Annotated in this window: 23 protein-coding genes; 11 read left to right on the top strand and 12 right to left on the bottom strand. The window is 72.3% G+C overall.

The window, feature by feature from the left end; genetic code table 11:
* The first annotated feature begins 36 nt into the window (after positions 1-36).
* From ACIP5K_RS31100 to ACIP5K_RS31120, 5 genes are all read left to right on the top strand, one after another.
* On the top strand, positions 37-900 hold the full coding sequence (locus tag ACIP5K_RS31100; RefSeq protein ID WP_401414901.1) for an inositol monophosphatase family protein: 864 nt from the start codon (positions 37-39) through the stop codon (positions 898-900).
* Between the two features lie 110 nt (positions 901-1,010).
* Positions 1,011-2,420: a phytoene desaturase family protein gene (locus ACIP5K_RS31105; RefSeq protein WP_401414902.1), complete on the top strand. Its 1,410-nt coding sequence runs from the start codon at positions 1,011-1,013 to the stop codon at positions 2,418-2,420.
* Positions 2,417-2,944 (top strand): O-acetyl-ADP-ribose deacetylase, encoded by a 528-nt coding sequence (locus tag ACIP5K_RS31110; RefSeq protein WP_401414904.1) that lies wholly within the window; start codon positions 2,417-2,419, stop codon positions 2,942-2,944. Before ACIP5K_RS31105 ends, ACIP5K_RS31110 begins: the two co-directional genes overlap by 4 nt.
* 94 nt (positions 2,945-3,038) lie before the next feature.
* Positions 3,039-4,505, top strand: a complete 1,467-nt coding sequence (locus ACIP5K_RS31115; RefSeq protein WP_401415061.1) for an AlkA N-terminal domain-containing protein — start codon at positions 3,039-3,041, stop codon at positions 4,503-4,505.
* Positions 4,506-4,517: 12 nt separating this feature from the next.
* Complete coding sequence (locus ACIP5K_RS31120; protein WP_401414906.1) at positions 4,518-5,009, top strand: methylated-DNA--[protein]-cysteine S-methyltransferase; 492 nt, start codon at positions 4,518-4,520, stop codon at positions 5,007-5,009.
* On the opposite strand, the gene ACIP5K_RS31125 is transcribed toward ACIP5K_RS31120, so the two are convergent.
* From ACIP5K_RS31125 to ACIP5K_RS31145, 5 genes are all read right to left on the bottom strand, one after another.
* Complete coding sequence (locus tag ACIP5K_RS31125) at positions 5,006-5,749, bottom strand: SIR2 family NAD-dependent protein deacylase (protein ID WP_401414907.1); 744 nt, start codon at positions 5,747-5,749, stop codon at positions 5,006-5,008. The genes ACIP5K_RS31120 and ACIP5K_RS31125 overlap by 4 nt on opposite strands.
* Before the next feature lie 15 nt (positions 5,750-5,764).
* Entirely contained in the window at positions 5,765-7,207 is a 1,443-nt protein-coding gene (locus tag ACIP5K_RS31130) for an MFS transporter (protein ID WP_401414909.1), read from the bottom strand.
* Positions 7,204-8,172, bottom strand: a complete 969-nt coding sequence (locus ACIP5K_RS31135) for a nucleoside hydrolase (protein ID WP_401414910.1) — start codon at positions 8,170-8,172, stop codon at positions 7,204-7,206. Before ACIP5K_RS31135 ends, ACIP5K_RS31130 begins: the two co-directional genes overlap by 4 nt.
* 137 nt (positions 8,173-8,309) lie before the next feature.
* Positions 8,310-8,804 (bottom strand): NUDIX domain-containing protein, encoded by a 495-nt coding sequence (locus tag ACIP5K_RS31140; RefSeq protein ID WP_401414911.1) that lies wholly within the window; start codon positions 8,802-8,804, stop codon positions 8,310-8,312.
* 141 nt (positions 8,805-8,945) lie between these two features.
* The gene (locus ACIP5K_RS31145) at positions 8,946-10,640 is read right to left on the bottom strand and encodes a BCCT family transporter (protein WP_401414913.1); all 1,695 of its coding nucleotides are present in this window, start codon (positions 10,638-10,640) and stop codon (positions 8,946-8,948) included.
* 155 nt (positions 10,641-10,795) lie between these two features.
* On the opposite strand from ACIP5K_RS31145, the gene ACIP5K_RS31150 reads away from it, so the two are divergent.
* Entirely contained in the window at positions 10,796-11,947 is a 1,152-nt protein-coding gene (locus tag ACIP5K_RS31150) for a glycerate kinase (RefSeq protein ID WP_401414915.1), read from the top strand.
* Between the two features lie 95 nt (positions 11,948-12,042).
* Here the strand turns inward: ACIP5K_RS31150 and ACIP5K_RS31155 are convergent, their stop codons facing one another.
* Positions 12,043-13,251: a PucR family transcriptional regulator gene (locus ACIP5K_RS31155; protein ID WP_401414917.1), complete on the bottom strand. Its 1,209-nt coding sequence runs from the start codon at positions 13,249-13,251 to the stop codon at positions 12,043-12,045.
* Between the two features lie 238 nt (positions 13,252-13,489).
* Between ACIP5K_RS31155 and ACIP5K_RS31160 the strand changes: the two genes are divergently transcribed.
* The 5 genes from ACIP5K_RS31160 to ACIP5K_RS31180 are packed head-to-tail and all read left to right on the top strand — an operon-like array spanning position 13,490 to position 18,365.
* Positions 13,490-14,326 (top strand): ABC transporter ATP-binding protein, encoded by an 837-nt coding sequence (locus ACIP5K_RS31160; protein WP_401414919.1) that lies wholly within the window; start codon positions 13,490-13,492, stop codon positions 14,324-14,326.
* Positions 14,323-15,114, top strand: coding sequence for an ABC transporter ATP-binding protein (locus ACIP5K_RS31165; protein ID WP_401414921.1), 792 nt, complete (start codon positions 14,323-14,325; stop codon positions 15,112-15,114). The genes ACIP5K_RS31160 and ACIP5K_RS31165 overlap by 4 nt, the downstream gene beginning before the upstream one ends.
* Positions 15,111-16,001 carry a branched-chain amino acid ABC transporter permease gene (locus ACIP5K_RS31170; RefSeq protein WP_401414922.1) on the top strand — a complete coding sequence of 297 codons (891 nt, stop codon included), beginning with the start codon at positions 15,111-15,113 and terminating at the stop codon, positions 15,999-16,001. The genes ACIP5K_RS31165 and ACIP5K_RS31170 overlap by 4 nt, the downstream gene beginning before the upstream one ends.
* On the top strand, positions 15,994-17,100 hold the full coding sequence (locus tag ACIP5K_RS31175) for a branched-chain amino acid ABC transporter permease (RefSeq protein WP_401414924.1): 1,107 nt from the start codon (positions 15,994-15,996) through the stop codon (positions 17,098-17,100). Before ACIP5K_RS31170 ends, ACIP5K_RS31175 begins: the two co-directional genes overlap by 8 nt.
* Positions 17,097-18,365, top strand: a complete 1,269-nt coding sequence (locus ACIP5K_RS31180; RefSeq protein ID WP_401414926.1) for an ABC transporter substrate-binding protein — start codon at positions 17,097-17,099, stop codon at positions 18,363-18,365. Before ACIP5K_RS31175 ends, ACIP5K_RS31180 begins: the two co-directional genes overlap by 4 nt.
* A 91-nt stretch (positions 18,366-18,456) precedes the next feature.
* On the opposite strand, the gene pssA is transcribed toward ACIP5K_RS31180, so the two are convergent.
* From pssA to ACIP5K_RS31210, 6 genes are all read right to left on the bottom strand, one after another.
* Positions 18,457-19,239, bottom strand: a complete 783-nt coding sequence (pssA, locus tag ACIP5K_RS31185; protein WP_351445425.1) for a CDP-diacylglycerol--serine O-phosphatidyltransferase — start codon at positions 19,237-19,239, stop codon at positions 18,457-18,459.
* A gap of 55 nt (positions 19,240-19,294) precedes the next feature.
* Complete coding sequence (locus tag ACIP5K_RS31190) at positions 19,295-19,951, bottom strand: phosphatidylserine decarboxylase (protein ID WP_401414927.1); 657 nt, start codon at positions 19,949-19,951, stop codon at positions 19,295-19,297.
* Positions 19,952-20,146: 195 nt separating this feature from the next.
* The gene (locus tag ACIP5K_RS31195) at positions 20,147-21,352 is read right to left on the bottom strand and encodes an acyl-CoA dehydrogenase family protein (protein ID WP_401414929.1); all 1,206 of its coding nucleotides are present in this window, start codon (positions 21,350-21,352) and stop codon (positions 20,147-20,149) included.
* 2 nt (positions 21,353-21,354) lie between these two features.
* Positions 21,355-21,864, bottom strand: coding sequence for a MaoC family dehydratase (locus ACIP5K_RS31200; protein ID WP_401414930.1), 510 nt, complete (start codon positions 21,862-21,864; stop codon positions 21,355-21,357).
* Positions 21,865-21,871: 7 nt separating this feature from the next.
* Entirely contained in the window at positions 21,872-22,837 is a 966-nt protein-coding gene (locus tag ACIP5K_RS31205) for an HpcH/HpaI aldolase/citrate lyase family protein (RefSeq protein ID WP_401414932.1), read from the bottom strand.
* The gene (locus ACIP5K_RS31210; protein WP_401414934.1) at positions 22,834-24,882 is read right to left on the bottom strand and encodes a protein meaA; all 2,049 of its coding nucleotides are present in this window, start codon (positions 24,880-24,882) and stop codon (positions 22,834-22,836) included. The genes ACIP5K_RS31205 and ACIP5K_RS31210 overlap by 4 nt, the downstream gene beginning before the upstream one ends.
* Positions 24,883-24,893 lie beyond the last annotated feature (11 nt).

Consider the following 24,893-nt stretch of genomic DNA (forward strand, 5'->3'; position numbering starts at 1 on the left):
GTACGCGGTGTCAGTGGGGCGTGTTCTCATGGAGGCATGATCGATACAACGACAGAAAGCATCGACGACTTTCTGACCAGCAAGGTCACCGACCAGCTCCTGACCGCCGTGGAGCGGACCGTCCGCGCGGCGGCCGCCGCCGAGATCACCCCGCGCTTCCGGCAGCTCGCCTCGCACGAGATCGAGCAGAAGAGCGCCCCGCACGACCTCGTGACCGTCGCCGACAAGCGGGCCGAGGAGTACCTCACCCGGGAGCTGCCGGCCCTGCTCCCCGGCTCCGTCGTCGTCGGGGAGGAGGCCGTCGCCGCCGACCCGGCGAGCTACGGGGCGATACGCGGCGCGGCCCCCGTCTGGATCGTCGACCCGGTCGACGGCACCCGCCAGTTCGTGCACGGCGACCCCGGCTTCTGCACCCTCGTCGCCCTCGCGCTCGACGGCGTCGTGCTCGCCTCCTGGACCTGGGCGCCCGCGCTCGACGAGTTCGCGGTGGCCGTCCGCGGCCGCGGCGCACGGCTCAACGGCCGGACGCTGCACGCCGGTTCGCCCGAGAGCGGCCAGGACCTCCGGGTCGCCACCTCGCACCCCGACTACACCACCGACGAGCAGAAGCGGGCCCTGCTCGGCCTGCGCACGGACGGCGTCGCCCCGCGCCCCTGCGGCTCGGCCGGCCTGGAGTACCTGGCCGTCGCCCGCGGCACCCTCGACGCGCTCGCCTTCAGCTGGGAGCTGGCCTGGGACCACGCGGCCGGACTGCTCCTCGTCGAGGAGGCGGGCGGCGTCCACCTCACCCGGGACGGCGAGCCGTTCCGGATCACCGGGGGCAACGCGCTGCCGTTCACCGCGGCCCGCGACGCGGCCACCGCCCGGCGGGTCGGGGGACTGCTGGCGGGCGGAGCCTGACCAGCGCGGCAAACGCCGTGCACCACCCGCGCCCCGGCTCCGCCGGAGTCCCGGCATATCCTGTGCGGGCAGTGGCCATCGGCTGACGAAGGAGTCCGAAGGTGCCGTCGATGCTCGATGCCGTCGTGGTGGGTGCGGGGCCCAACGGGCTGACCGCTGCCGTCGAACTGGCCAGGCGCGGATTCTCCGTGGCCCTCTTCGAGGCCAAGGACACCGTGGGCGGCGGCGCGCGCACGGAGGAGCTGACGCTGCCCGGCTTCCGCCACGACCCGTGCTCCGCCTCCCACCCCCTGGGCATCAACTCCCCGGCGTTCCGGGCGATGCCGCTGGAGCGGTACGGCCTGGAATGGGTGCAGCCCGCCCTGCCCATGGCGCACCCCTTCCCCGACGGGACGGCGGCGGTGCTGTCCCGCTCCGTCGCCGAGACCGCCGCCTCCTTCGGGCCGCGCGACGCGGGCACGTACCGCCGCCTCGTCGAGCCACTGCTGCCGCGCTGGGACACCCTGGTGCGGGACTTCATGTCGCTGCCGCTCAGCGCGCTGCCGCGCGACCCGGTCACCCTCGCCCGCTTCGGCCTCGTCGGCCTCCAGCCGTCGACGTGGCTGACCCGCCGGTTCCGCGACGACCGGGCCGCCGCCCTCTTCGCGGGCCTGGTCGCCCACGTCATCGCCCCGCTCGGCGGCTTCGCGACCTCCGCGATCGGCCTCGTCTTCGCGCTCGCCGCCCACGCCCGCGGCTGGCCCCTCGCCAAGGGCGGCTCCCAGGCGATCTCCGACGCGCTCGCCGCCTATCTGAAGGACCTCGGCGGCGTCGTCCACACCGACTACGAGGTGAAGCGGCTCGACGACCTGCCGCCCGCCCGCGCCTACGTCTTCGACACCTCGCCCACCGCCCTCGCCAGGATCGCCGGCCTGGGCCGCTACTACGACCGCTTCCGCTACGGCTCCAGCGTCTTCAAGGTCGACTACGCGCTCGACGGCCCGGTGCCGTGGACCGCCGAGGAGGCCCGCGCCGCCGGAACCGTCCAGGTCGGCCCCTACCGGCGCGACATCGCCACGGCCCTGCACGCCGCGTCGCGCGAGGGCCGGGCCCCCGAGGCGCCGTTCCTCATCACCGTCCAGCCGACCGTCGCCGACCCCACACGCGCCCCGCAGGGCAAGCACACCTTCTGGGCGTACGGGCACGTGCCCAACGGCTGGGAGGGCGACCAGACCGACGCCGTCGAGCGCCAACTGGAGCGGTTCGCACCGGGATTCAGGGACCTGGTGCTCGCCCGCGCCACGGCCGGCCCCCCGGAGCTGGCCGCCCGCAACGCGAACTACGTGGGCGGTGACATCGCCAGCGGCGCCGCCAGCGGACTCCAGCTGCTGCTGCGGCCCAAGCTGTCGCTCTCCCCGTACACCACCCCGCACCCCGCCGTCTTCATCTGCTCCTCCGCGTCCCCGCCGGGCCCCGGGGTGCACGGCATGTCGGGGCACAACGCGGCGAAGGCCGTCTGGCGCCGGCTGCGTGCGGCATGAGCACCCCCGGGACACCCCGCCTCGTCCTCGTCCAGGGCGACATCACGGAGCAGGACGTGGACGCCGTGGTGAACGCGGCGAACTCCTCACTCCTCGGCGGCGGCGGAGTCGACGGCGCCATCCACCGCCGCGGCGGACCCGAGATCCTCGCCGAGTGCCGCAGGCTCCGCGCCTCCCACTACGGCGCGGGCCTGGCCGTGGGCCGGGCCGTCGCCACCACCGCCGGTCGGCTCCCGGCCCGCCACGTCATCCACACCGTCGGCCCGCGCTGGTCGGCGACCGAGGACCGCTCCGACCTGCTCGCCTCCTGCTACCGCGAGTCGCTGAAGATCGCCGACCAGCTCCAGGCCCGCAGCGTGGCGTTCCCGGCGATCTCCACGGGCATCTACCGCTGGCCGCTGGAGGACGGCGCGCGGATCGCGGTGCGGACCGTGCGCGCCGCGCCGCCCGGAAGCGTGCGGGAAGTGCGGTTCGTGGTGTTCGACGAGCGGGCCCGGGCCGCGTTCGCGACGTACCTCGACTGACGCCGGCCGACCGGACGTCCCTGTCGGATTTCCGCCAGCCAGGGCCTCCACCATGGGCGATGCTGGATACATGTCCACCGAGAAGACTGTCGCCATGCACACCGACTTCGAGCGGTGCGTGCAGGCCGTACAGGCCAAGGACACCCGGTTCGACGGGGTGTTCTTCACCGCCGTCAGGACCACCCGCATCTACTGCCGCCCCGGCTGCCCGGTCGTGCCGCCCAAGCCCCGCAACATGGAGTTCTACGCGAGCGCGGCCGCCTGCCAGCAGGCCGGATTCCGCGCGTGCAAGCGGTGCAGGCCCGACACCAGCCCGGGCTCCCCGGAGTGGAACCGGCGCGCCGACCTCACCGCCCGCGCGATGCGGCTCATCGGCGACGGCGTCGTCGACCGCGACGGCGTCCCCGGCCTCGCCCGGCTGCTCGGGTACAGCGAGCGGCAGATCGAGCGCCAGCTCCTCGCCGAGCTGGGCGCCGGCCCCCTCGCCCTCGCCCGCGCGCAGCGCGCCCAGACCGCGCGACTGCTCGTCGAGACGAGCGGCCTGCCCATGGCCGAGATCGCGTTCGCCGCGGGCTTCTCCTCCATCCGGGCCTTCAACGACACCGTCCGCGAGGTCTACGGCCTCACCCCGAGCGACCTGCGCACCCGCGCCCCGCAGGGCCGGACCGGCGCCCCCGGCGCACTCACCCTGCGCCTGCCGTTCCGCAAGCCCCTCAACCCCGACAACCTGTTCGGCCACCTCGCCGCGACCGCCGTGCCGGGCGTCGAGGAGTGGCGCGACGGCGCCTACCGGCGCACCCTCCGGCTGCCGCACGGGCACGGCGTCGTCGCCCTCACCCCGGGCCCCGACCACATCGGCTGCCGACTCGTCCTCACCGACCAGCGGGACCTGACCGTCGCGATCAGCCGCTGCCGCCGCCTGCTCGACCTCGACGCCGACCCGGTCGCCGTGGACGCGCGGCTGCGCACCGATCCGCTGCTCGCCCCGCTCGTCGCCGAGGCGCCGGGCCGCCGCGTGCCGCGCACCGTCGACGAGGCCGAGTTCGCGGTCCGCGCCGTCCTCGGGCAGCAGGTCTCCACGGCCGCCGCCCGCACCCACGCCGCCCGCCTCGTCCTCGCCCACGGCGAACCCGTCGAGGACCCGGAGGGCGGACTCACCCACCTCTTCCCGGACCCCGCCGCCCTCGCCTCGCTCGACCCGGAGTCACTCGCGCTGCCCCGCAGCCGCCGCACCACGCTGCTCACGCTCGTACAGCGGCTCGCCCACGGGGAGCTGACGCTCGGCCCCGAGTCCGACTGGGACGAGGCGCGCGCCCGGCTCGCCGCGCTGCCCGGCTTCGGCCCCTGGACCGTCGAGGTCATCGCCATGCGCGCCTGCGGCGATCCGGACGCCTTCCTGCCCACCGACCTCGTCATCCGGCGCGCCGCACGGCAGCTGGGCCTGCCGCACACCCCGGCGGCGCTCGTCGCCCGGGCCGCCGCCTGGCGCCCCTGGCGGGCGTACGCCGCCCAGTACCTCTGGGCCACCGACGACCACCCGATCAACTTCCTGCCCGCGTAAGGGATGCACGCCATGTCCACCCGGAAACAGCACACCGTCATCGACAGCCCCTACGGGCCGCTCACCCTCGTCGCCGCCGACGGCATCCTGTGCGGCCTCTACATGACCGACCAGCGCCACCGCCCCGCCGAGGAGACCTTCGGGGTCCGGGACGAGCGGCCCTTCGGCGCCGCCATCGACCAGCTGAGCGGCTACTTCCAGGGCGAGCTGACCACCTTCGACGTGCCGCTCACCCTGATCGGCACCCCGTTCCAGCAGTCCGTCTGGGCGCTGCTCCGGCAGATCCCGTACGGCGAGACCCGTACCTACGGCGCACTCGCCGAGGCGCTCGGCAAACCCCAGGCGTCCCGCGCGGTCGGCCTCGCCAACGGCAAGAACCCCGTCGGCGTCATCGTGCCCTGCCACCGCGTCGTCGGTTCGAACGGCGACCTGACGGGCTACGGCGGCGGGATCGAGCGCAAGCGCCGGCTGCTGGACTTCGAGCGGGGCGCCGCGCTGTTCTAGCCCTCGGCGGCCTCGCGCACCTGGGACAGCAGCCGCGGCAGCGCCGTCCCGATCGGCTCCCGTACGACCTCGTCGGCGACGTCGTCGTACGGGGTCGGCTCGGCGTTCACCACGACCAGGCGGGCACCGGCCCCGGCCGCGAGACCCGCCAGGCCCGCCGCCGGATGCACCTGGAGCGTCGAGCCGACCGCGAAGAACACCTGGCACGCCTTGGTGACCGCGACCGCGTCGGCGAGCACCACCGGGTCGAGGTGCTGGCCGAACATGACGGTCGCCGGCTTCAGGACGCCCCCGCACGGCAGACACCGCGGATCGGCCTCGCCGGCCTCGACGCGGGCCAGCGCCGCGTCCATCGGGCCGCGGTCCCCGCACCCCGTGCACACGGTCTCCAGCGCCGAACCGTGCAGTTCCAGCACCTTGCGCGCGGGCAGCCCGGCGCGCTGGTGCAGCCCGTCGACGTTCTGAGTGAGCACCCGCACGGGCACGCCGGAGCGGCTGAGGTCGGCGATTGCGCGGTGCGCGCCGTTCGGCTCGGCGCCGAGGAGGCCGCCGCGGCGCCGCACCTGCCAGGCGCGGCGCCGGATCTCCGGGTCGTTCATGTAGTACTCGTACGTGACGAGCTTCTCGGCGTCGGGATCCTCGCGCCACACCCCGTGGGGCCCCCGGTAGTCGGGGATTCCGGAATCGGTGCTGATGCCGGCGCCGGTCAGGACCGCGACGAGCGGTGCGGACGTGATCATGCCGCCGAGGGTAGATCAGGCGGTGGTCTCCGCGTCGACCGGTTTCGGGATGAGCGTCGAGACGAGCAGGGCCGCCACGATGAGGACCAGGCCCGCGATCACGCCCGCGCCGTACCCGCCGACCGACGTCCCGCCCGACGGGGCGACCGCGTCCATGGCCGCGTACAGGACGACGAAGCTGAGGCCCGCGCCCAGGTTGAAGCAGCCCGCGTTCAGGCCCGGCAGGAAGCCCGGGTTCTCCTTCGGCGAGAGCACGATGCCGAAGCCGTTGAGCATGATGTTGACCGTGCCCGCGTAGGTGACGCCCAGCAGGATCGACACGGTCAGCAGCAGCCCCGGGGAGTCCGTCCGGAGCGTCAGCAGGGCGAGGACGGTGGCGACGGCCGTGGCGACGAGGCCGGCGCGCAGGATGCGGCCGTAGCCGTACGTCGCCGCGAGGCGTCCGGAGACCGGGCCCATGGCGAGACCGGCCAGCGCGTACGGCGTGAGCGTCCACCAGGTGGCGCCCTCGGCGCCGAGGCCGAGGCCGACGGAGGTGTCCTGCGCGAAGCCCGGCAGCAGCCCGTTCATGATCGCGAAGACGCCGGTCATGGTGAGCGTCGTCGACAGCAGGAGCGACCAGGTGGCCCGCCGCTTGAGGAGGCGGGTGGTGACCAGGGGGTGCTTCGCGCGGGTCTCCATCCGCCAGAACGCCCAGAAGGCGAGCGCGGCGAGGACCAGCAGGCCGACGGCGAGCGTCCAGTCGGCGTCGCCGAGCTTGCCCGCCTCGTTGAACGCGATCAGCAGCGCGCCGACCGAGACGACGAGGAGGGCGACGCCCGGCCAGTCCATCGGCGGGCGCAGCTCGGCCCGCGACTCGGGGGCGAAGAGGCGCACGAGCAGCGCCGCGACGAGCGCGAAGCCGGTCATGACCCAGAAGATCGACGCGTATCCGGCGTGCTGGGCCAGCGAGCCGCCCGCGAAGGAGTCGACGCCCGCGATGCCGCCGTTGACGGCGGTGACGATGCCCATGAGGGTGCCGTACTTCTTCGGGTCGGTGACCTCGACGCGCAGCATGATCAGCGCGAGCGGGATGGTCGGACCCGAGGCGCCCTGGACGACGCGGCCGACGGCGAGCATGCCGACGGACCCGGCGAGCGCCGAGACGACGCAGCCGACGGCCATCAGGACCATCATCGCGGTGAGCACCCTGCGGCGGCCGATCAGGTCGCCCAGGCGCGGCAGGAACAGCGAGAACAGCGCGGCGGCGGTGAAGAAGGCCGTCTGGGTGACGCCGATCGCCGACGCGCTGGTGTCCAGCTCGTCCGCCATCGTCGCCAGCGCCGGGCTGAGCATCGAGGCGTTCAGCTGGAAGGCGAAGCTGGCCGCGAGCAGGGCGACCATGAGCGCGCCGATCCGGACCGGGCGTCCCGCGCGGGAGCCGCCGTCCGGGGTGTGGGGGGTGGCGGCGGCGTTCATGCGGTGGCCGTTCCGTCCGGCCCGGCGGGCTCCCCGATGCGGACGAGGGCGTCCACGACCAGGTCCCAGAACCGCTCGTGGTCGAGGTCGACGGCGACCTGGGTGTGGCAGTCGGCGGGCGCGGGGGAGCGCAGGTCGGTGACGGTCATGCCGAGGGTGAGCGCGCCGCGCAGCTCGATGTCGACGGGCGCCCTGCGCACGGTCATGACACCCGGGTCGATGACGTACGCGACCGCGCACGGGTCGTGCACCGGCGGGTGCGCGAAGCCCTGGTTCTCGCGGTAGGCCTCGCGGAAGAAGTCGAGCAGTTCGAGGACGAACGCGGCGGGCTTCGTGCCGACCGCCCGGATCCGCTCCTCGACGGCCGGGGTCGCCAGCGCCTGGTGGGTGAGGTCGAGGCCGACCATGGTCAGCGGCCACTTCTCGTTGAAGACGATGTGCGCGGCCTCGGGGTCGATCACGATGTTGAACTCGGCGACCGCGCTCCAGTTCCCCTCGTGGAAGCCGCCGCCCATCAGCACGACCTCGCGGACCCGCTCGACGATGCGCGGTTCCTTGCGGGCGGCCAGCGCGATGTTCGTCAGGCCGGCCGTGGGGACGAGGGTGATCTCGCCCGGCTCGTGGGCCATCACCGTGTCGATGATCAGGTCGACGGCGTGCCGCCGGTCCAGCGCGAAGGCGGGCGCGGGCAGGTCGGGCCCGTCGAGGCCGCTCTCGCCGTGGATCTCCGGCGCCGTCTCGATCGCGCGGACCAGCGGCCGGGGGCACCCGGCGGCGAACGGCACGCCGGTGATGCCGGCGATCGCCGCGACCGACAGCGCGTTGCGGGTCACCTTCTCCAGGGTCTGGTTGCCGACGACCGTGGTCACCGCCACCAGGTCGATGTCGGGATTGCCGTGCGCGAGCAGCATCGCGACCGCGTCGTCGTGCCCCGGGTCGCAGTCGAGGATGATCTTCCTGGCCACCGTCTTGAGCCCCTTTGCTCCGGATGGGATAACTGTTCCCCCCACCTCACACCGCGCCACCCGAGGTGTCAACGCGCGTAGATGCCGGGTGCAGGATATCCGGTACGGGGACGCAAGGGGTGAATCGGCCGGTGCCGTCAGCCCGTGACGGGCTCGCCGCACTCCAGCTCCACGGTCCCGGCGCCCCGGTCGAGCACCTCCAGGGCGGAGCGCACCCGGCGGCCGAGCGAGCCCGGCAGGTACGCCTCCAGCTCGGCGCGGGCCACGAACCGCCAGGACAGCAGTTCCTCCTCCTGGAGCCGGATCGCCGCGATCCGCTCGGCGGACAGCACGCCGCCGTCGTACAGGTACGCCACCAGGGGCGGACGCCCGGTGCCGGGCACCCAGTCCACGGCGAGCAGCCGCCCGGGCGGCACGTCCAGCCCGATCTCCTCCAGCGTCTCGCGGCGCGCCCCCTGCCGCGGGCTCTCCCCGGTGTCCGACTCCACGGTGCCGCCGGGCAGCGCCCAGCCGTCGCGGTAGTTGGGTTCGACCAGGAGGATCCGGTCCTCGCTGTCGCGGAACAGCACGGCGGCGCCGGCCAGGACCCGGGGGAGTCCGGCGATGTACGTGGCGTAGTCGAGGAGTGTCATCGGCCCACTTTAGGGCCTGCCCGGCCGCCCTCCGGCGCGCGACGCCACGGCCCGCGGCCCGTGCTCGGCACCCCGGGGCCCGCCGCTCCGGGCCCCCGGCTCGGTCACCCCGCCGGCCCCCCCGCTGCCCCGCACCGGCTCTCAGTCGTCCTTCTGGTCGCGCGACCTGGCCGCCCGGCGGTGCAGCCGCGGGTGGCGGCCGGACTCCGGGGACCGCTCGACGAGCGCGTCGCCGACCATCGTGCGCACCGCGTCCCGCAGGCCGTGCAGCGCGTGCCCGCGCGCCGGGCCCGCGCCCGGGTCCTCGCGCAGCTCCTTCAGCAGCGCCCAGCACAGCGCGAGCATCACCACGACGAAGGGGAGGGCGACCAGGATCGTCGCGCTCTGTAGCGACTCCAGGCCGCCCGCGACCAGCAGCACCGCCGCGACCGCCGCCATCAGCACCCCCCAGGTCACCACCAGCCAGGTCCGCGGGTGCAGTGCGCCCCGGCTGGTCAGCGAACCCATCACCAGGGACGCCGAGTCGGCGCTCGTGACGAAGTACAGCATGATGAGGACCATCGCCACCCACGACGTGATCGTGCCCAGCGGCAGCGCGTCCAGCAGGGCGAACAGCGACGACTCCGCACCCTCGGAGACCTTTGCCGACATGTCGACCCTGCCGGTGGCGTCGAGCCGGATGGCGGTGCCGCCCATCACGCAGAACCAGACCACGGTCGCGCCGCTCGGCACGAGCAGCACCCCGATCAGGAACTCGCGGATGCGCCGGCCGCGCGAGATCCGGGCGATGAACGTGCCCACGAACGGTGCCCAGGACAGCCACCACGCCCAGTAGAAGATCGTCCACGCGCCCAGCCACGACCGGTCGGTGAACGCGCCCGTGCGCGACGCCATCGGCAGCAGCTCGTCCAGATAGCCGCCGACGCTCGCCGGGATCACGTCGAGGACGTAGACCGTGGGCCCGAGCACGAACACGAACAGCATCAGGCAGGCCGCGAGCACGAGGTTCACCGTGCTGAGCCACTTCACGCCCTTGTTCAGCCCGCTGAAGGCCGAGACGACGAACGCGGCGCTCAGCGCCACGACGATGATCAGCTGGAGCGTGGTGGAGGCGGTGACGCCCGTCGTCAGCCGCAGCCCCGTGGCCACCTGCAAGGTGCCCACGCCCAGGCTGGTCGCCGTGCCGAAGACCGTGGCGAACACCGCCAGCAGGTCGATGACCCGGCCCGGCCACCCCGCCGCCCTGCGCTCGCCCATGAGCGGCACGAACACCGCGCTCAGCCGGTTGCCGCGGCCCTTGCGGAAGCCCGCGTAGGCGAGCGCGAGGCCCGCGATGCCGTAGATCGCCCACGGGGTCAGCGTCCAGTGGAAGAACGAGTACTCCATCGCCACCAGCGCCGCACCGCCCGTGCGCGGCTGGACGCCCGCCGACGGGGGCGGGTTCAGGTAGTGGGTGAGCGGTTCCCCGACGCCGTAGAACATCAGGCCGATGCCCATGCCCGCGCTGAACATCATCGCGATCCAGGCGAGCGTGGTGAACTCCGGCTCGTCGTCGTCGCGGCCGAGCCGGATCCGGCCGAACCGGCTCACGGCCAGCACCAGGCACAGCACGAGGAAGAGATCGGCCGCGATCACGAACAGCCAGGCGAAGTTGTCCAGGACCCAGGTCAGGGCGGTGCCCGAGACGCGGTCGAAGGAGTCCTTGCCGAGCGCGGCCCAGGCGACCACGGCCAGGACCGCGACGACGCCGATCCCGACGAGGGCCTGATCCGGCCGGTCGTCGTCGCCCGGCGGGGACGGCTCGGAGGCCGCTTGATCGATCGTTTCCGTGCTCATGGCGCCCCACTATGGCCCGAAATAGACCGTGATAAGCGGCGGGCGCGCCGTCCCGGCGACCGGACGACCATGGGCAGCGGCCCCCTCCTGCGGTTATGGTCGCAGCGGCGCGACTGCCTTGACGCGAGCAAGGCCCGAACAGCAAGGGGAGCAAGGTGGCGGACGCTGCACAGGCCGCGCGGCACGTGTTGATCGCGGCGGACAAGTTCAAGGGGTCGCTCACCGCCGTGCAGGTCGCACAGCGGGTGACGGCCGGTCTGCGCCGGGTGGCGCCCGAGGTGACCGTCGAGTCCGTGCCGGTCGCGGACGGCGGCGACGGCACCGTCGCGGCGGCGGTCGCGGCCGGGTTCGAGCGCCGCGAGGCGCGGGTCACCGGGCCGCTCGGCGAGCCGGTCACCGCGGCATGGGCGCTGCGCGACGGCACGGCCGTGGTGGAGATGGCGGAGGCCTCCGGGCTCCAGCTGCTGCCCGAGGGCGAGTTCGCGCCGCTGACGGCCACGACGTACGGCACCGGCGAGGTCATCGCCGCCGCGCTCGACGCGGGCGCGCGCACGATCGTCCTCGGCGTCGGCGGCAGCGCCACGACCGACGGCGGCGCGGGGATGCTCGCCGCGCTGGGCGCACGGTTCCTCGACGGTGCGGGCGCCCCGGTAGGACCCGGCGGCGGCGCCCTCGCCGCGCTCGCCTCGGCCGACCTGTCCGGTCTCGACCCGCGCCTCGCCGACGTGGACGTCGTCCTCGCCAGCGACGTCGACAACCCGCTGACCGGGCCCAAGGGCGCACCCGCCGTGTACGGGCCGCAGAAGGGGGCCTCCCCGCAGGACGTCGCCGAGCTGGACGCGGCGCTCGGCCACTACGCGAAGGTGCTCTCCCAGTCCGTGGGGTCCCTCGCCCTGGAGCACGCCGAGGCGCGGGGGGCCGGGGCCGCGGGCGGCATCGGCTACGGGGCCCTGGTCGGCCTCGGCGCGCGGTTCCGGCCCGGCATCGAGGTCATGCTCGACGTGCTCGGGTTCGCGCCCGCGCTGGCGAAGGCCACGCTGGTGATCACCGGCGAGGGCTCGCTCGACGAGCAGACCCTGCACGGCAAGGCCCCCGCCGGGGTGGCCGCCGCCGCGCGCGCCGCCGGGATCGAGGTCGTCGCCGTCTGCGGGCGGCTCGCCCTGCCCGCGGAGGCGCTCGGGCGCGCCGGGATCCGGCGCGCCTACCCCCTGACCGACGTCGAGCCCGACGTCGCCCGCTGCATCGCCGAGGCCGGCCCGATCCTGGAGACCGTGGCGGAGCGCATCGCGGGCGACTTCCTGCGCTGAGCCGGGCGCGGACGCGCGGGAAGCCGACCGGCCGCACGGCTCCCGCGCCCCGCGGCGTCGGGAGGGGCTCCAGGACCGGATCCGCCGGACAGGCCCTAGCCCGGCCCCGTCCCCGACGACAACCGGTACGCGTCGAGCGCCAGGGTCATCTCCATCAGGTCCCGCGGCCGCGACAGCGAGCGGGCCGTCAACTGCTCCAGGCGGCGCAGCCGGTTGAAGACCGTGTTGCGATGGCAGTACAGGCGGCCCGCCGCCCGCCCGGCTGACCCCTCGCAGGCCAGCCACGCGTCCAGCGTCTCCAACAGCACCGCGCGGTCGGCCGGTTCCAGGGCCAGCAGCTCGCCGAAGACGCCGGAGACGAGCCGCTGCGCCAGGTCCGGCTGGCTCACCACCAGCGCCGTCGGCATCCGCTGGTCGAGCCGCACGACCCCCGTGGTGTCCGGAGGGCAGGTGCGCAGGGCCAGTTCGGCGAGCCGCCGGGCGTGCCCCAGCTCGCCGAGGCCCCGCACCACCGGGCTCAGCCCGCCGGGCCCCGGGCACCGCCCGTCGAGCAGCACCGCCACGTCGTCCAGGGTGCGGCCCGCGCCGAGCGCCACCACCCCCACCTCGCAGTCGGCCCGCATGCGCCACACGAACCGGAAGTCGGGATCCTGTACCCGGCGGTGGAACGTCTCCCGGCTGTCCCGGCGCTCCACGCGCAGCACCACCACCGCGTACGGGCCGTGCTCGGGCAGATCGAGCCCGGCCGCGGCCCGCGCGGCGAGCCCCGGCGCCGGGCGGCCCTCCAGGAGCGCGTCGAGCAGCGCCTGCATCTGCTCGTCGGTGCGGCGGCGCAGCTCCAGCTCCGTCGCCCGGTACGCCTCCGAGGCCGCCGCGGCCTGCGCGTCCACCGCCGCCCACACCATCGTCGCCGACCGCATCAGCGCCTTCAGCCGCTCGGGCTCGCCGCCCGCGCTCTCCATCAGCGCGTCCCACACCAGATATCCCGCGTTGCGGTAGGCGTGCACCAGCAGGTCGAGCGGCAGGCCCTGGCCCGCGCGGCGCCGGCCCGCGTCCTCCGCGTACGCCAGATCCCGCCGCGGCACGTCCCGCGGCGCCGTGATCGTCTCGACGCCGATCCGGATGGCCTCCTCGGCCTCCCGCCACTGGGTGTCGTACGGCACCACCCGCGCGTACACGTCCGAGTACGCGAACAGTTGCCGCAGATGCTCGTCGACCAGCTCCGGAACCCGGTCGAGGAGCGTCGCGCACGCCTCCCTGAGCAGCTTCCAGTCCTGGCCGGTGCGGTGCTTGCGTCCACCCATCGCCCCTCCCCAACAGCCCGTAAAGCGACGGCAAAGGACTCGTTCGCTGCTGCGGAGGATGCCACCCCCGGCGCCCGTCCGGCAGGCCCCTGACACGGGGTCTTGTGCGCGCGCACAACGGGGACGGGCGGGCGCTGGGCCTGCGCAGCGATTCCCCGGCAGCCCGTGGACGGGCCGCCCGCGCGGTGCTGTGGTGAGCGCCACCGGTCCCGTACCGGTCCAGGGAGGGACACACACAGTGACCGATGCACACGAAGCGGCCGGACTCGAGGTCGACGGCGTATCCGTCGGCTACGGGCCCGTACGCGCCCTGCGCGACGTGACGTTGAGCGTGCCGAGGGGCGCCGTCGTCGCCGTCCTCGGCGGCAACGGAGCGGGCAAGTCCACGCTGCTGCGGGCGATCTCCCGCACCCTCGACTTCCACGGCGGCGCCGTGACCTCGGGCGAGGTGCGGTTCGGCGGACGGCGGACCAGCGGGCTCGGCCCCGACCGGGTCGTCGCCGCCGGCATCTGCCAAGTACCCGAGGGACGGCAGGTGTTCGCCCGGATGACGGTCGCCGACAACCTGCGCGCGGGCGCCCTCGGCTCGACCGGCTCGCGGGCCGCGAAGGCGGCGGCCCTGCGCCGCGTGCACGAGCTGTTCCCGGTCCTCGCCGACCGGGCCCAGCAGCGGGCCGGACTGCTCTCCGGCGGCGAACAGCAGATGCTGGCCGTCGGCCGCGCCCTCATGGCCGAACCGGCCCTGCTCCTCCTCGACGAGCCGTCCCTCGGCCTCGCCCCGCTGATGGCGGCCCGCATCGCCGACACCGTCCGGGAGATCAACTCCCAGGGAGTCTCGGTCCTGCTCGTCGAACAGAACGCCGCGCTGGCGCTGCGGCTGGCCTCCTACGCGTACGTGCTCGACGTCGGCGAGGTCGCGCTGCACGGGCCCGCCGGCGAACTGGCCGGGTCGGACGAGGTGCGGCGGCGGTATCTCGGGGTGGTCGACGAGGACGCCGTCGCCGATGCCTCCGGCGCGGCGCGGGACGCGCCCGCGCTGCGGGCCTGGAGCGCCACCGAGGGGGCCCGGCGATGAGCGACGTACCGCCGCTGCGCGTCCGCGACCTGACCGTGCGGTTCGCCGGGCTCACCGCCCTCGACGGGATCGGGCTCACCGTCGAACCCGGCACCGTGCACGCCGTCATCGGGCCCAACGGCGCGGGCAAGTCCACCACCTTCAACGTGCTCTCCGGGGTGTACCGGGCCACCTCCGGCACCGTCCACCTGGGCGACACCGAACTCACCGGGCTGCCCCCGCACCGGATCGCCGCGCTCGGCGTCGCCCGCACCTTCCAGAACCTCGCCCTGCCGCCGCGCACCACGGTCGCCGACAGCCTGCTGCTCGGACGCCACCGGCTGACCCGGGCCGGATTCGTCGCGGCCGGGCTCCGGCTGCCCGCCGCCGTCCGGGAGGAGCGCGTGCACTGCGCACGGGTGCGCGAGATCGCCGAGTTCGTCGGCATCGCCGACCAGCTCGACACGTACACCGGGGTGCTGCCGTACGGCGCGCAGAAGCTCGCCGAGCTGGCCCGCGCCCTGTGCATGGAACCGAAGGTGCTGCTCCTCGACGAGCCCGTCGCCGGGATGACGGCCGACGAACGGCGCCGCACCGCCGCCGTGATCGCGGGCGTCCGCGACAGCCTCGGCATCTCGATCGTCCTGGTGGAACACGACATGGGAGTGGTCATGCGGCTCGCCGACGAGGTCACCGTCCTCGACTTCGGGAAGCGGATCGCCGGGGGAGCGCCGGCCACCGTCCAGAACGACCCGGCGGTGATCCAGGCCTACCTGGGCGCGCCCGGAGAACCGGAGAGCGCCGCATGAGCTCCTTCCTCGAACTCCTCCTCAACGGCGTCTCGATGGGCTCCGTCTACGCCCTCATCGCCCTCGGCTTCGTCGTGATCTTCCGCGCCACCGAGGTCGTCAACTTCGCCCACGCCTCGCTGCTGCTGGCCGGCGGCTACGTCACCGCCTCGCTCCACGACGACATCGGCTTCTGGCCCGCGCTCGGCGTCGGCATCGCCGCCGCGGCGGTGGTCGGCGCGGCCGTCGAGTTCTTCGTCATGCGCCGCTACCGGGGCCACGACCACAGCGTCCTCGCCATCGTCACCATCGGCGTCGACATCCTGCTCACCACCGAACTCACCCGGCGGCTGGGCACCGACGTGCTCCCCCTCGGCGACCCGTGGGGCGACGCCGTGCTCACCGTCGGCGGCATCTCCGTCGCGCACACCCGGATCGCCGCGTTCGTGGCCGCCGCCCTCCTCATCACCGCCTTCCTGCTCGTCTTCCGCTTCACCTCCTGGGGCGTCGCGATGCGGGCCGCCGCCGAGAAGAGCGAGACGGCCGCGCTGATGGGCGTACGGCTGGGCAGGGTGTCGCTCGGCGCCTGGGCCGTCGCGGGCGCCCTCGCCGCCGTCGCCGCGCTGTTCCTGACCGTCTTCCCCACCCCCGGCCTGGAGCGGGCCACCTCGCTCGCCGCCCTGAAGGCCTTCCCCGCCGCCATCCTCGGCGGCCTGGACTCCACCACCGGCGCCCTCGTCGGCGGCCTGATCGTCGGCGTCACCGAGTCCCTCGCCACCGGCTACCAGAGCGAACTCGCCTTCATGGGACGGGGACTCGGCGACCTCGCCCCGTACCTCGTGATGACGGTGATCCTCCTGCTGCGGCCCTCCGGACTCTTCGGCACCAAGGAGCTCGCCCGTGTCTGACACGCTCGCCCCGGGACGGGCCGCCCCCGCCGCCCCGTCCCGCCCGGTCCGCGCGCGCCGCCGCGCCGCCGCCACCGGCGCCCTCGCCCTCGTCCTGCTCGCCCTGCCGTTCTACGTGGACCGCTTCTGGCTCCAGGCGGGCCTGTTCGCCATGGCCGCCGCGATCGGCGCCATCGGCCTCAACCTGCTCACCGGCGCCACCGGCCAGCTCTCCATGGGCCACGCCTTCTTCCTCGCCGTCGGCGCCTACGGCTACTGCGTGTTCGCCGGGGACACCGGCCAGGGCCTCGACGGGCTCGGGCTGCCGGCCTGGCTCGCCGCGGTGCTCGCCGTGCTCCTCGCGGGGATCGCCGGCGGCATGTTCAGCCCGATCGCGGGCCGCCTCCAGGGCGCGTATCTCGGCATCGCCACCCTCGCGCTGATCTTCATCGGACAGCATGTGCTGTTCAACGCCCAGGACCTCACCGGCGGCGCCAACGGCCGGGACGTGCCCGTCATGAACCTCTTCGGCCTCGCCTTCGACGACAGCGCGCTCACCGTCGCCGGAGTGCCCTTCGGCTCCGCGGAGAAGCTCTGGTACCTCGGTCTCGCGCTCCTGCTCGGCGGCGCGCTCTTCGCCCGCGGCGTGCTGCGCGGCCGCCCCGGCCGCGCCATGAACGCCCTGCGCGACCACCGGATCGCCGCCGGCGTCCTCGGCGTGCCCGTCGCCCGCTACCGGGGAGCGGTCTTCGTGCTGTCCTCCATGTACGCGGGCCTCGCCGGGGTGCTGCTCGCCCTGGTCTTCCAGCGCACGGTCCCCGACTACTTCGGCATCACGCTCTCCCTGGAGTACCTCGCCATGATCGTCATCGGCGGTCTCGGCTCGGTGGCCGGCGCCGTCGTCGGCGCCGCGTTCGTCTCGCTGCTGCCCCAGATCCTCACCCGCTACAGCGACACCCTGCCCCTCGTCTCGGCTCCCGGCACCGGCGGCATCGCCCCCGGTGAGGCATCCCGCTACCTCTACGGCGCCGCCGTCGTGGCAGTGGTCCTCTTTCTGCCCGGCGGCCTGGTCCGGATCGCCGTCCGGCGTGCCCGGAAACACCCTCAGGAGGACGCATGAACACCCGTACCCGCACGCTCACGGCGACGGCCGTGGCGGCGCTGCTCGCCCTCACGGCGGCCTGTAGCTCCAAGGCGAACAACGATGACGACGACGGCGGCCGGCAGAGCGCGGGCGGGGTGAAGACCGGCCAGGGCATCTCCGGGAAGACGATCAACCTGGGCGTCCTCACCGACATGACCGGCGTCTACGCCACGCTCGGCAAGAGCGTCACCCAGGCCCAGCAGCTGTACGTGAAGCAGACCAACGCCTCCGGCGGCATCTGCGGCTACCAGCTCAAGCTGACCGTCCGCGACCACGGCTACGACCCGCAGAAGGCCGTCGCCGGGTACACCGAGCTGGAGCCGAACGTGCTCGGCTTCACCCAGTTCATCGGCTCGCCGTTCGTCGCCGCCGTCGAGAAGCGCATCGGCCAGGACAAGGCCCTCGTGCTGCCGCAGGCCTGGTCGGCGAACCTGCTGGGCGACCCCTACGTCCGGGTCATCGGATCGACGTACGACTACGAGACGATCAACGCCGTCGACTTCCTGATCAAGGAGAAGGGCCTCAAGAAGGGCGACAAGCTCGGGCACGTCTACTTCGAGGGCGACTACGGCGAGAACGCCCTCAAGGGGTCCAGGTTCATCGCGGGGAAGGCCGGGCTCACCGTCGTCGAGCAGAAGATCAAGCCCACCGACAACGACATGACCGCCCAGGTCGCGGCGTTGAAGAAGGCCGGGGTCAAGGGCATCGTGATCAGCGCGGGACCCCGCCAGGCGGCCTCCCTCGTCGGCGTCGCGGCGGCGGCCAAGCTGGCCGCGCCCATCATCGGCAACAACTCCGCCTTCGCACCCCAGCTGCTCGCCACCCAGGCCGGACCGGCCCTGGCCAAGAACTACTGGATCGCGTCCCCGTCGCTGCCCATCGGCGCCGACACCCCGCAGGCGAAGAAGCTCGTCGCCGACTACCGCAAGGCGTACCCGAAGGACTCCCTGGACAACGGCGTCGTCGCCGGCTGGACCGCCGCCTCCGTGTTCGGCGACGCCCTGAAGAAGGCCTGCGCCGACAAGGACCTGACCCGGGAGGGCGTCGACAAGGCGCTGCTGACCCTGAACTCCTTCGACAACGGCTTCGGCACCGCGCAGGACTTCACCGACCCCGACGCCCCGTCCTCGCGCCAGTCGGTCATCCTCCAGCCCGACAAGACGGCCGTCGGCGGCACCAAGGTCGTCCGTGAGGCGGGCGAGGCCGCGGAGGCCAAGGACTACAGCCCGTCGGCCGGCTGATCCCGCGCCCGGCACCCCGCACGCGAGAGGGCCCCGAACCGATCGGTTCAGGGCCCTCTCACGTCGTACGGGACTGCCGGGACCGCCGGGACTACGGGAGCTGCGTGGCCCGTGCCTCGCGGCGGTTGTCGCGGAAGTTGTTCACCCGGCGGGCCGTGGCGAACAGCGGGATGACCGCGCCGAGCACCAGTTGCAGCGCGCAGCCGGTCTGGAGCAGCAGCTGGCCGCCGGGGGCGTCGAACGCCCAGGCCGCGAGGAGCGCCATGCTCAGCACGATCCACGACAGCATCGCGACGGCGAGGCGGCCGCGCGGCTTCGGGTACTCGACCCGGCTCACCATCAGCCACGCCGTGCCGATGATCGCGAGGAGCGTCGCCACGAAGGGCAGCTCCAACAGGACGATCGAGACGACCGTCAGCGCGCCGAACGGCGACGGCATGCCCTGGAAGGTGCCGTCCTTCACCGTCACGCACGAGAAGCGCGCGAGGCGCAGGACCACCGCCAGGAGGACCACGATGGCCCCCACCGCCGCCACTCTCTGGTGCGCGTCGTCGGCGACCATGCCGTAGACGAGCACGAAGTAGGCGGGCGCCAGGCCGAAGCTGATGAGGTCGGAGAGGTTGTCCAGCTCCGCGCCCATCGGCGACGAACGCAGCTTGCGGGCCACCAGACCGTCGAACAGGTCGAAGATCGCGGCGGCCAGCATCAGGATCACGGCGGTCGCGGCGGAGTGCCGCGCCATGCCGGAGTCGTTGCTGCCCTGGATGTGCGGGATCAGGATGCCGGTCGTCGTGAAGTAGACGGCCATGAAGCCGCACGTGGCGTTGCCGAGCGTCAGGGTGTCCGCTATCGACAGGCGCAGAGAGAGAGGCATCTCCTCCGCGTCGTCGACGTCGTCCGCGTCACCCGCCCAGGTGTGGGCCTCGGAATCAGTCACGGTCAATGCGAGTCACCCCCGCTGTCGTCTTCTGGCCGACCTCGACGTCGACCTCGACCCCTTCGGGAAGGTAGATGTCGACGCGCGACCCGAAGCGGATCAGCCCGATGCGCTCGCCCTGCTCGACCTTCGTGCCCTGAGGGATGTAGGGAACGATACGTCGCGCGACGGCACCGGCGATCTGGATCATCTCGATGTCACCGAGCTCGGTGTCGAAGTGCCACACCACCCGCTCGTTGTTCTCGCTCTCCTTGTTGAAAGCGGGAACGAAGCCACCGGGGATGTGCTCGACCGACGTCACCGTGCCCGCGAGGGGAGCGCGGTTCACGTGCACGTTCAGCGGGCTCATGAAGATCGCGACACGGGTACGCCCGTCCTTCCACGGCATGATGCTCTGCACCACACCGTCGGCCGGGGAGATGACCCGGCCGGGGGCGATCTCACGCTCGGGGTCCCGGAAGAACCACAGCATGCCGGCCGCCAGAGCGGTGGTCGGGACGGCGAGTGCTGCCGCGTTCTTGGAACGGCGCGAGCGCGCCAGGCTCAGTGCGGCCGTGGCGACGGTCGGAAGGAGCCACGGCGATGCTCCGCGCGCAAGGCGACCACCGAGGAAGCCGTCGCGAGGTGCAGAGGTTTGGCTGTGGGGCATGGATGACCTTCGTAGCGGATGAGGCCGCGCGGGTTACGGGGGGACGGCGGCTTTTCCCGGGATGGTATCGGTTGCGAGCCACAACTGGGCAAGCCAGGAAGCGACATCAGGCGGTGAGGACCGGCCGAAGAGTGCCTACGGGGTGTGATCTTCTTCGCGAAGAAAACACCCCGAACACGGACACTTCGGATGGGCTCAACCCTGGAAGCGGTACTCCTCGAGCAGCCGGCGTCCGATGATCATTTTCTGGATCTCGGCGGTACCTTCGCCGATCAACAGCATCGGGGCTTCACGGTACAGGCGCTCGATCTCGTACTCCTTCGAGAACCCGTAACCGCCATGAATGCGGAACGCGTCCTCCACGACTTCTTTGCAGTATTCGGAGGCCAGGTACTTGGCCATTCCCGCTTCGAGGTCGTTTCGTTCCTCGGAGTCCTTTTTGCGTGCTGCATTCACCATCATCGCATGGGCGGCTTCCACCTTGGTGGCCATCTCGGCCAGCTTGAACTGGATCGCCTGGTGCTCGGCGATGGGCTTGCCGAAAGTGTGCCGTTGCTGGGCGTAAGCGACACCCAGCTCAAATGCACGCTGAGCGACGCCGCAGCCACGCGCTGCCACATTCACCCGCCCGACTTCGACACCGTCCATCATTTGGTAAAACCCTCGGCCGGTGGTGCCGCCCAGCACGCGATTGGCTGGAATACGTAGGTCGGCCATGATGAGTTCGGTGGTGTCGACCCCCTTGTACCCCATCTTGTCGATCTTCCCGGGGATGGTCAGGCCCGGCTTGACCTCGCCGAACCCGGGCTCCTTCTCGATCAGGAAGGTCGTCATCGACTTGTGCGGGGCCGTCCCCTCGGGATGACCTTCGTCACTTCGCGTGAGAACCGCCACGAGCGTTGACGTGCCGCCGTTCGTCAGCCACATCTTCTGGCCGTTCAGGACGTATTCGTCGCCGTCCTTGACCGCCTTCGACGTGATCGCCGACACATCGGAACCGAGGCCCGGCTCGGACATCGAGAACGCGCCACGCACCTCCCCGAGCGCCATCCGCGGCAGGAAGTGCTCCTTCTGCTCCTGCGTGCCGTGCTGCTTCAGCATGTAGGCGACGATGAAGTGGGTGTTGATGATGCCGGAGACCGACATCCAGCCACGCGCTATCTCCTCCACGCACAGCGCGTACGTGAGAAGCGACTCACCCAGACCCCCGTACTCCTCCGGGATCATGAGACCGAACAGGCCCAGCTCCTTGAGCCCGTCGACGATCTCCTGCGGGTACTCGTCGCGGTGCTCCAGCTCGGTCGCGACCGGGATGATCTCCTTGTCCACGAAGTCCCGGACGGTGGAGAGGATCTCCCGCTGCACGTCGTTCAGGCCGTGGGTCTGGGCGAGTCGGCTCATGGTTACTTGCTCTCCCGAAGTTCCGGGCGGCCGGGCTGCTCGCCGCCGCGCTCCTTGATGTACGTCTCGGTGGGCACCATCACCTTGCGGCGGAACACACACACGAGCGTGCCGTCCTGCTTGTAGCCCTTGGTCTCCACGTGGACGATGCCGCGGTCGCTCTTGGACCGGGACGGCGTCTTGTCGAGGACCGTGGTCTCGCCGTAGAGGGTGTCGCCGTGGAAGGTCGGCGCCACGTGCCTGAGCGACTCGATCTCCAGGTTGGCGATCGCCTTGCCCGACACGTCCGGGACCGACATCCCGAGCAGCAGGGAGTAGATGTAGTTCCCGACGACGACGTTCTTGCCGAAGTCCGTCGTGCTCTCGGCGTAGTTGCTGTCCAGGTGGAGCGGGTGGTGGTTCATCGTGAGCAGGCAGAACAGGTGGTCGTCGTACTCGGTGACCGTCTTCCCCGGCCAGTGCTTGTAGACGTCCCCGACGGTGAACTCTTCGTAGGTGCGGCCGAATTGCATGGTGTCGTCACGCCTCCGGGGCTTCGAACTTCGACGTGCGGCGCATGCCGGCCGCCCGTCCCTTCCCGGAGATGACCAGCGCCATCTTCCGGCTGGCCTCGTCGATCATCTCGTCGCCCAGCATCGCCGAGCCCTTCTTGCCGCCGGCCTCGGACGTGTAGTAGTCGTACGCGTCCAGGATCAGCTCGGCGTGGTCGAAGTCCTCCTGGGAGGGCGAGAAGATCTCGTTCGACGCCTCGACCTGGCCCGGGTGCAGCACCCACTTGCCGTCGAAGCCGAGGGCCGCGGCGCGCCGGGCGACCTCGCGGTAGCCCTCCACGTTGCGGATCTGGAGGTAGGGGCCGTCGATCGCCTGGAGGTCGTTGGCGCGGGCCGCCATCAGGATCTTCATCAGGATGTAGTGGTAGGCGTCGGCGCCGTAGCCGGGCGGCTGCTCGCCGACGACCAGCGACTTCATGTTGATGGACGCCATGAAGTCGGCCGGGCCGAAGATGATCGTCTCGACGCGCGGGGAGGCCTCCGCGATCGCGTTGACGTTGTTCAGGCCCCGGGCGTTCTCGATCTGCGCCTCGATGCCGATCTTGCCGACCTCGAAGCCCATCGTCTTCTCGATCTGGGTCAGCAGCAGGTCGAGCGCGACCACCTGGTCGGCCGTCTGGACCTTCGGCAGCATGATGCAGTCGAGGTTCTGGCCCGCGCCCTCGACGACGGTCACGACGTCGCGGTACGTCCACTCGGTGGTCCAGTCGTTGACCCGCACCACGCGCGTCTTGCCCGTCCAGTCGCCCTCGTTGAGGAACTTGACGATGGTGTGCCGCGCCTCCGGCTTGGCGAGCGGCGCACAGGCGTCCTCCAGGTCGAGGAAGACCTGGTCGGCCGGCAGACCCTGGGCCTTCTCCAGGAAGCGGGGGTTGCTTCCCGGCACCGCGAGGCAGGAGCGGCGCGGCCGGAGACGGTTGACGGGGCTGGTCATGCGGGGACCTCCAGAGGGTCGAGGTGGTTCGCTTTCCGGATCTCGTCGACGATACGGCCGATGATCTCCGTGATGCCGAAGTCCTTGGGGGTGAAGACGGCGGCGACACCCGCCCGCTTCAGGTCCTCGGCGTCGGCGTTCGGGATGATGCCGCCGACGATCACCGGGATGTCGGTGGCGCCCGCCTCGCGGAGCCGGTCGAGGACGTCGGGCACCAGCTCGGCGTGCGACCCGGAGAGGATCGACAGGCCGACGCAGTGCACGTCCTCGGCGAGCGCGGCGGACACGATCTGGTCGGGGGTGAGGCGGATCCCCTGGTAGACCACCTCGAACCCGGCGTCGCGGGCCCGGACGGCGATCTGCTCGGCGCCGTTGGAGTGACCGTCGAGGCCCGGCTTGCCGACCAGCAGGCGCAGCTTGCCGCCGAGCTCGTCCCCGGTGCGGCTGACCTTCTCGCGGACGAGGGCGAGAGGGGTGCCCTCCTCCGCGGTCACCGCGACCGGCGCCGAGGAGACGCCCGTGGGCGCCCGGAACTCGCCGAACACCTCCCGCAGCGCTCCCGCCCACTCGCCGGTCGTGACCCCGGCGCGGGCGCACTCCAGCGTGGCCTCCATGAGGTTCTCCGAGCCCTCGGCGGCCTCCTTGAGCCGTTCCAGGGCCTGCTGCGTGGTCGGGTAGTGGAACGGGTCGCCCATGCCCTGGCGGTCCGTCGACTCCTGGCGCGTGGTGCGCCACTCCTCGATGGCCGCGATCACGCCCGCCTCGACCCCGTGGTCCACCGTCATGATCGCGGTGTCCAGGTCGGCGGTGAGCGGGTTCGGCTCGGTGCCCTCGTAGCAGTTCACACCGATGATCTTCTCCTCGCCGGCCTCGATCCGCGCCCGCCGCTCGGCGTGCGAGGAGACCAGCCGGGACTTCAGGTACCCGGACTCGACGGCGGCCATCGCGCCGCCCATCTCCTGGATCCGGTCGATCTCGGCGAAGGACTCGGCGACCAGCTCGTCGACCTTCTTCTCGATGACGTGCGAGCCCGCGAAAATGTCCTCGTACTCCAGCAGGTCGCTCTCGTGGGCGAGGACCTGCTGGATGCGCAGCGACCACTGCTGGTCCCAGGGCCGGGGCAGGCCCAGCGCCTCGTTCCAGGCCGGGAGCTGGACGGCGCGGGCCCGCGCGTCCTTCGACAGCGTCACCGCCAGCATCTCCAGCACGATCCGCTGGACGTTGTTCTCCGGCTGCGCCTCGGTCAGCCCCAGCGAGTTGACCTGCACGCCGTAGCGGAAGCGGCGCTGCTTCGCGTTCTCGATGCCGTACCGCTCGCGCGTGATCCGGTCCCAGATCCGCCCGAACGCCCGCATCTTGCACATCTCCTCGATGAAGCGGACCCCCGCGTTCACGAAGAAGGAGATGCGGGCCACGACGTCACCGAACTTCTCGGCGGGGACCTGTCCCGAGTCGCGTACGGCGTCGAGCACGGCGACGGCGGTGGACATCGCGTAGGCGATCTCCTGGACCGGGGTGGCCCCCGCTTCCTGGAGGTGGTACGAGCAGATGTTGATCGGGTTCCACTTGGGGATGTTCGACACCGTGTAGGCGATCATGTCGGTCGTCAGGCGCAGGGAGGGACCCGGCGGGAAGACGTGCGTCCCCCGCGACAGGTACTCCTTGACGATGTCGTTCTGCGTCGTGCCCTGGAGGGTGGCGATGTCCACCCCCTGCTCCTCCGCGACGACCTGGTAGAGCGCCAGAAGCCACATGGCGGTGGCGTTGATGGTCATCGAGGTGTTCATCTGCTCCAGGGGGATGTCCTGGAACAGGCGCCGCATGTCACCGAGGTGGGACACCGGGACACCGACCCGGCCGACCTCGCCGCGGGCGAGGACGTGGTCGGGGTCGTACCCGGTCTGGGTCGGCAGGTCGAACGCGACCGACAGACCGGTCTGGCCCTTGGCCAGGTTGCGGCGGTACAGCTCGTTGGACGCCTCGGCCGTGGAGTGACCGGCGTAGGTGCGCATCAGCCACGGCCGGTCCTTCTGACGCTCAGTCATGAGCCGGTGAA

Source organism: Streptomyces sp. NPDC088785, assembly GCF_044750685.1.
Taxonomy (GTDB): Bacteria; Actinomycetota; Actinomycetes; order Streptomycetales; family Streptomycetaceae; genus Streptomyces.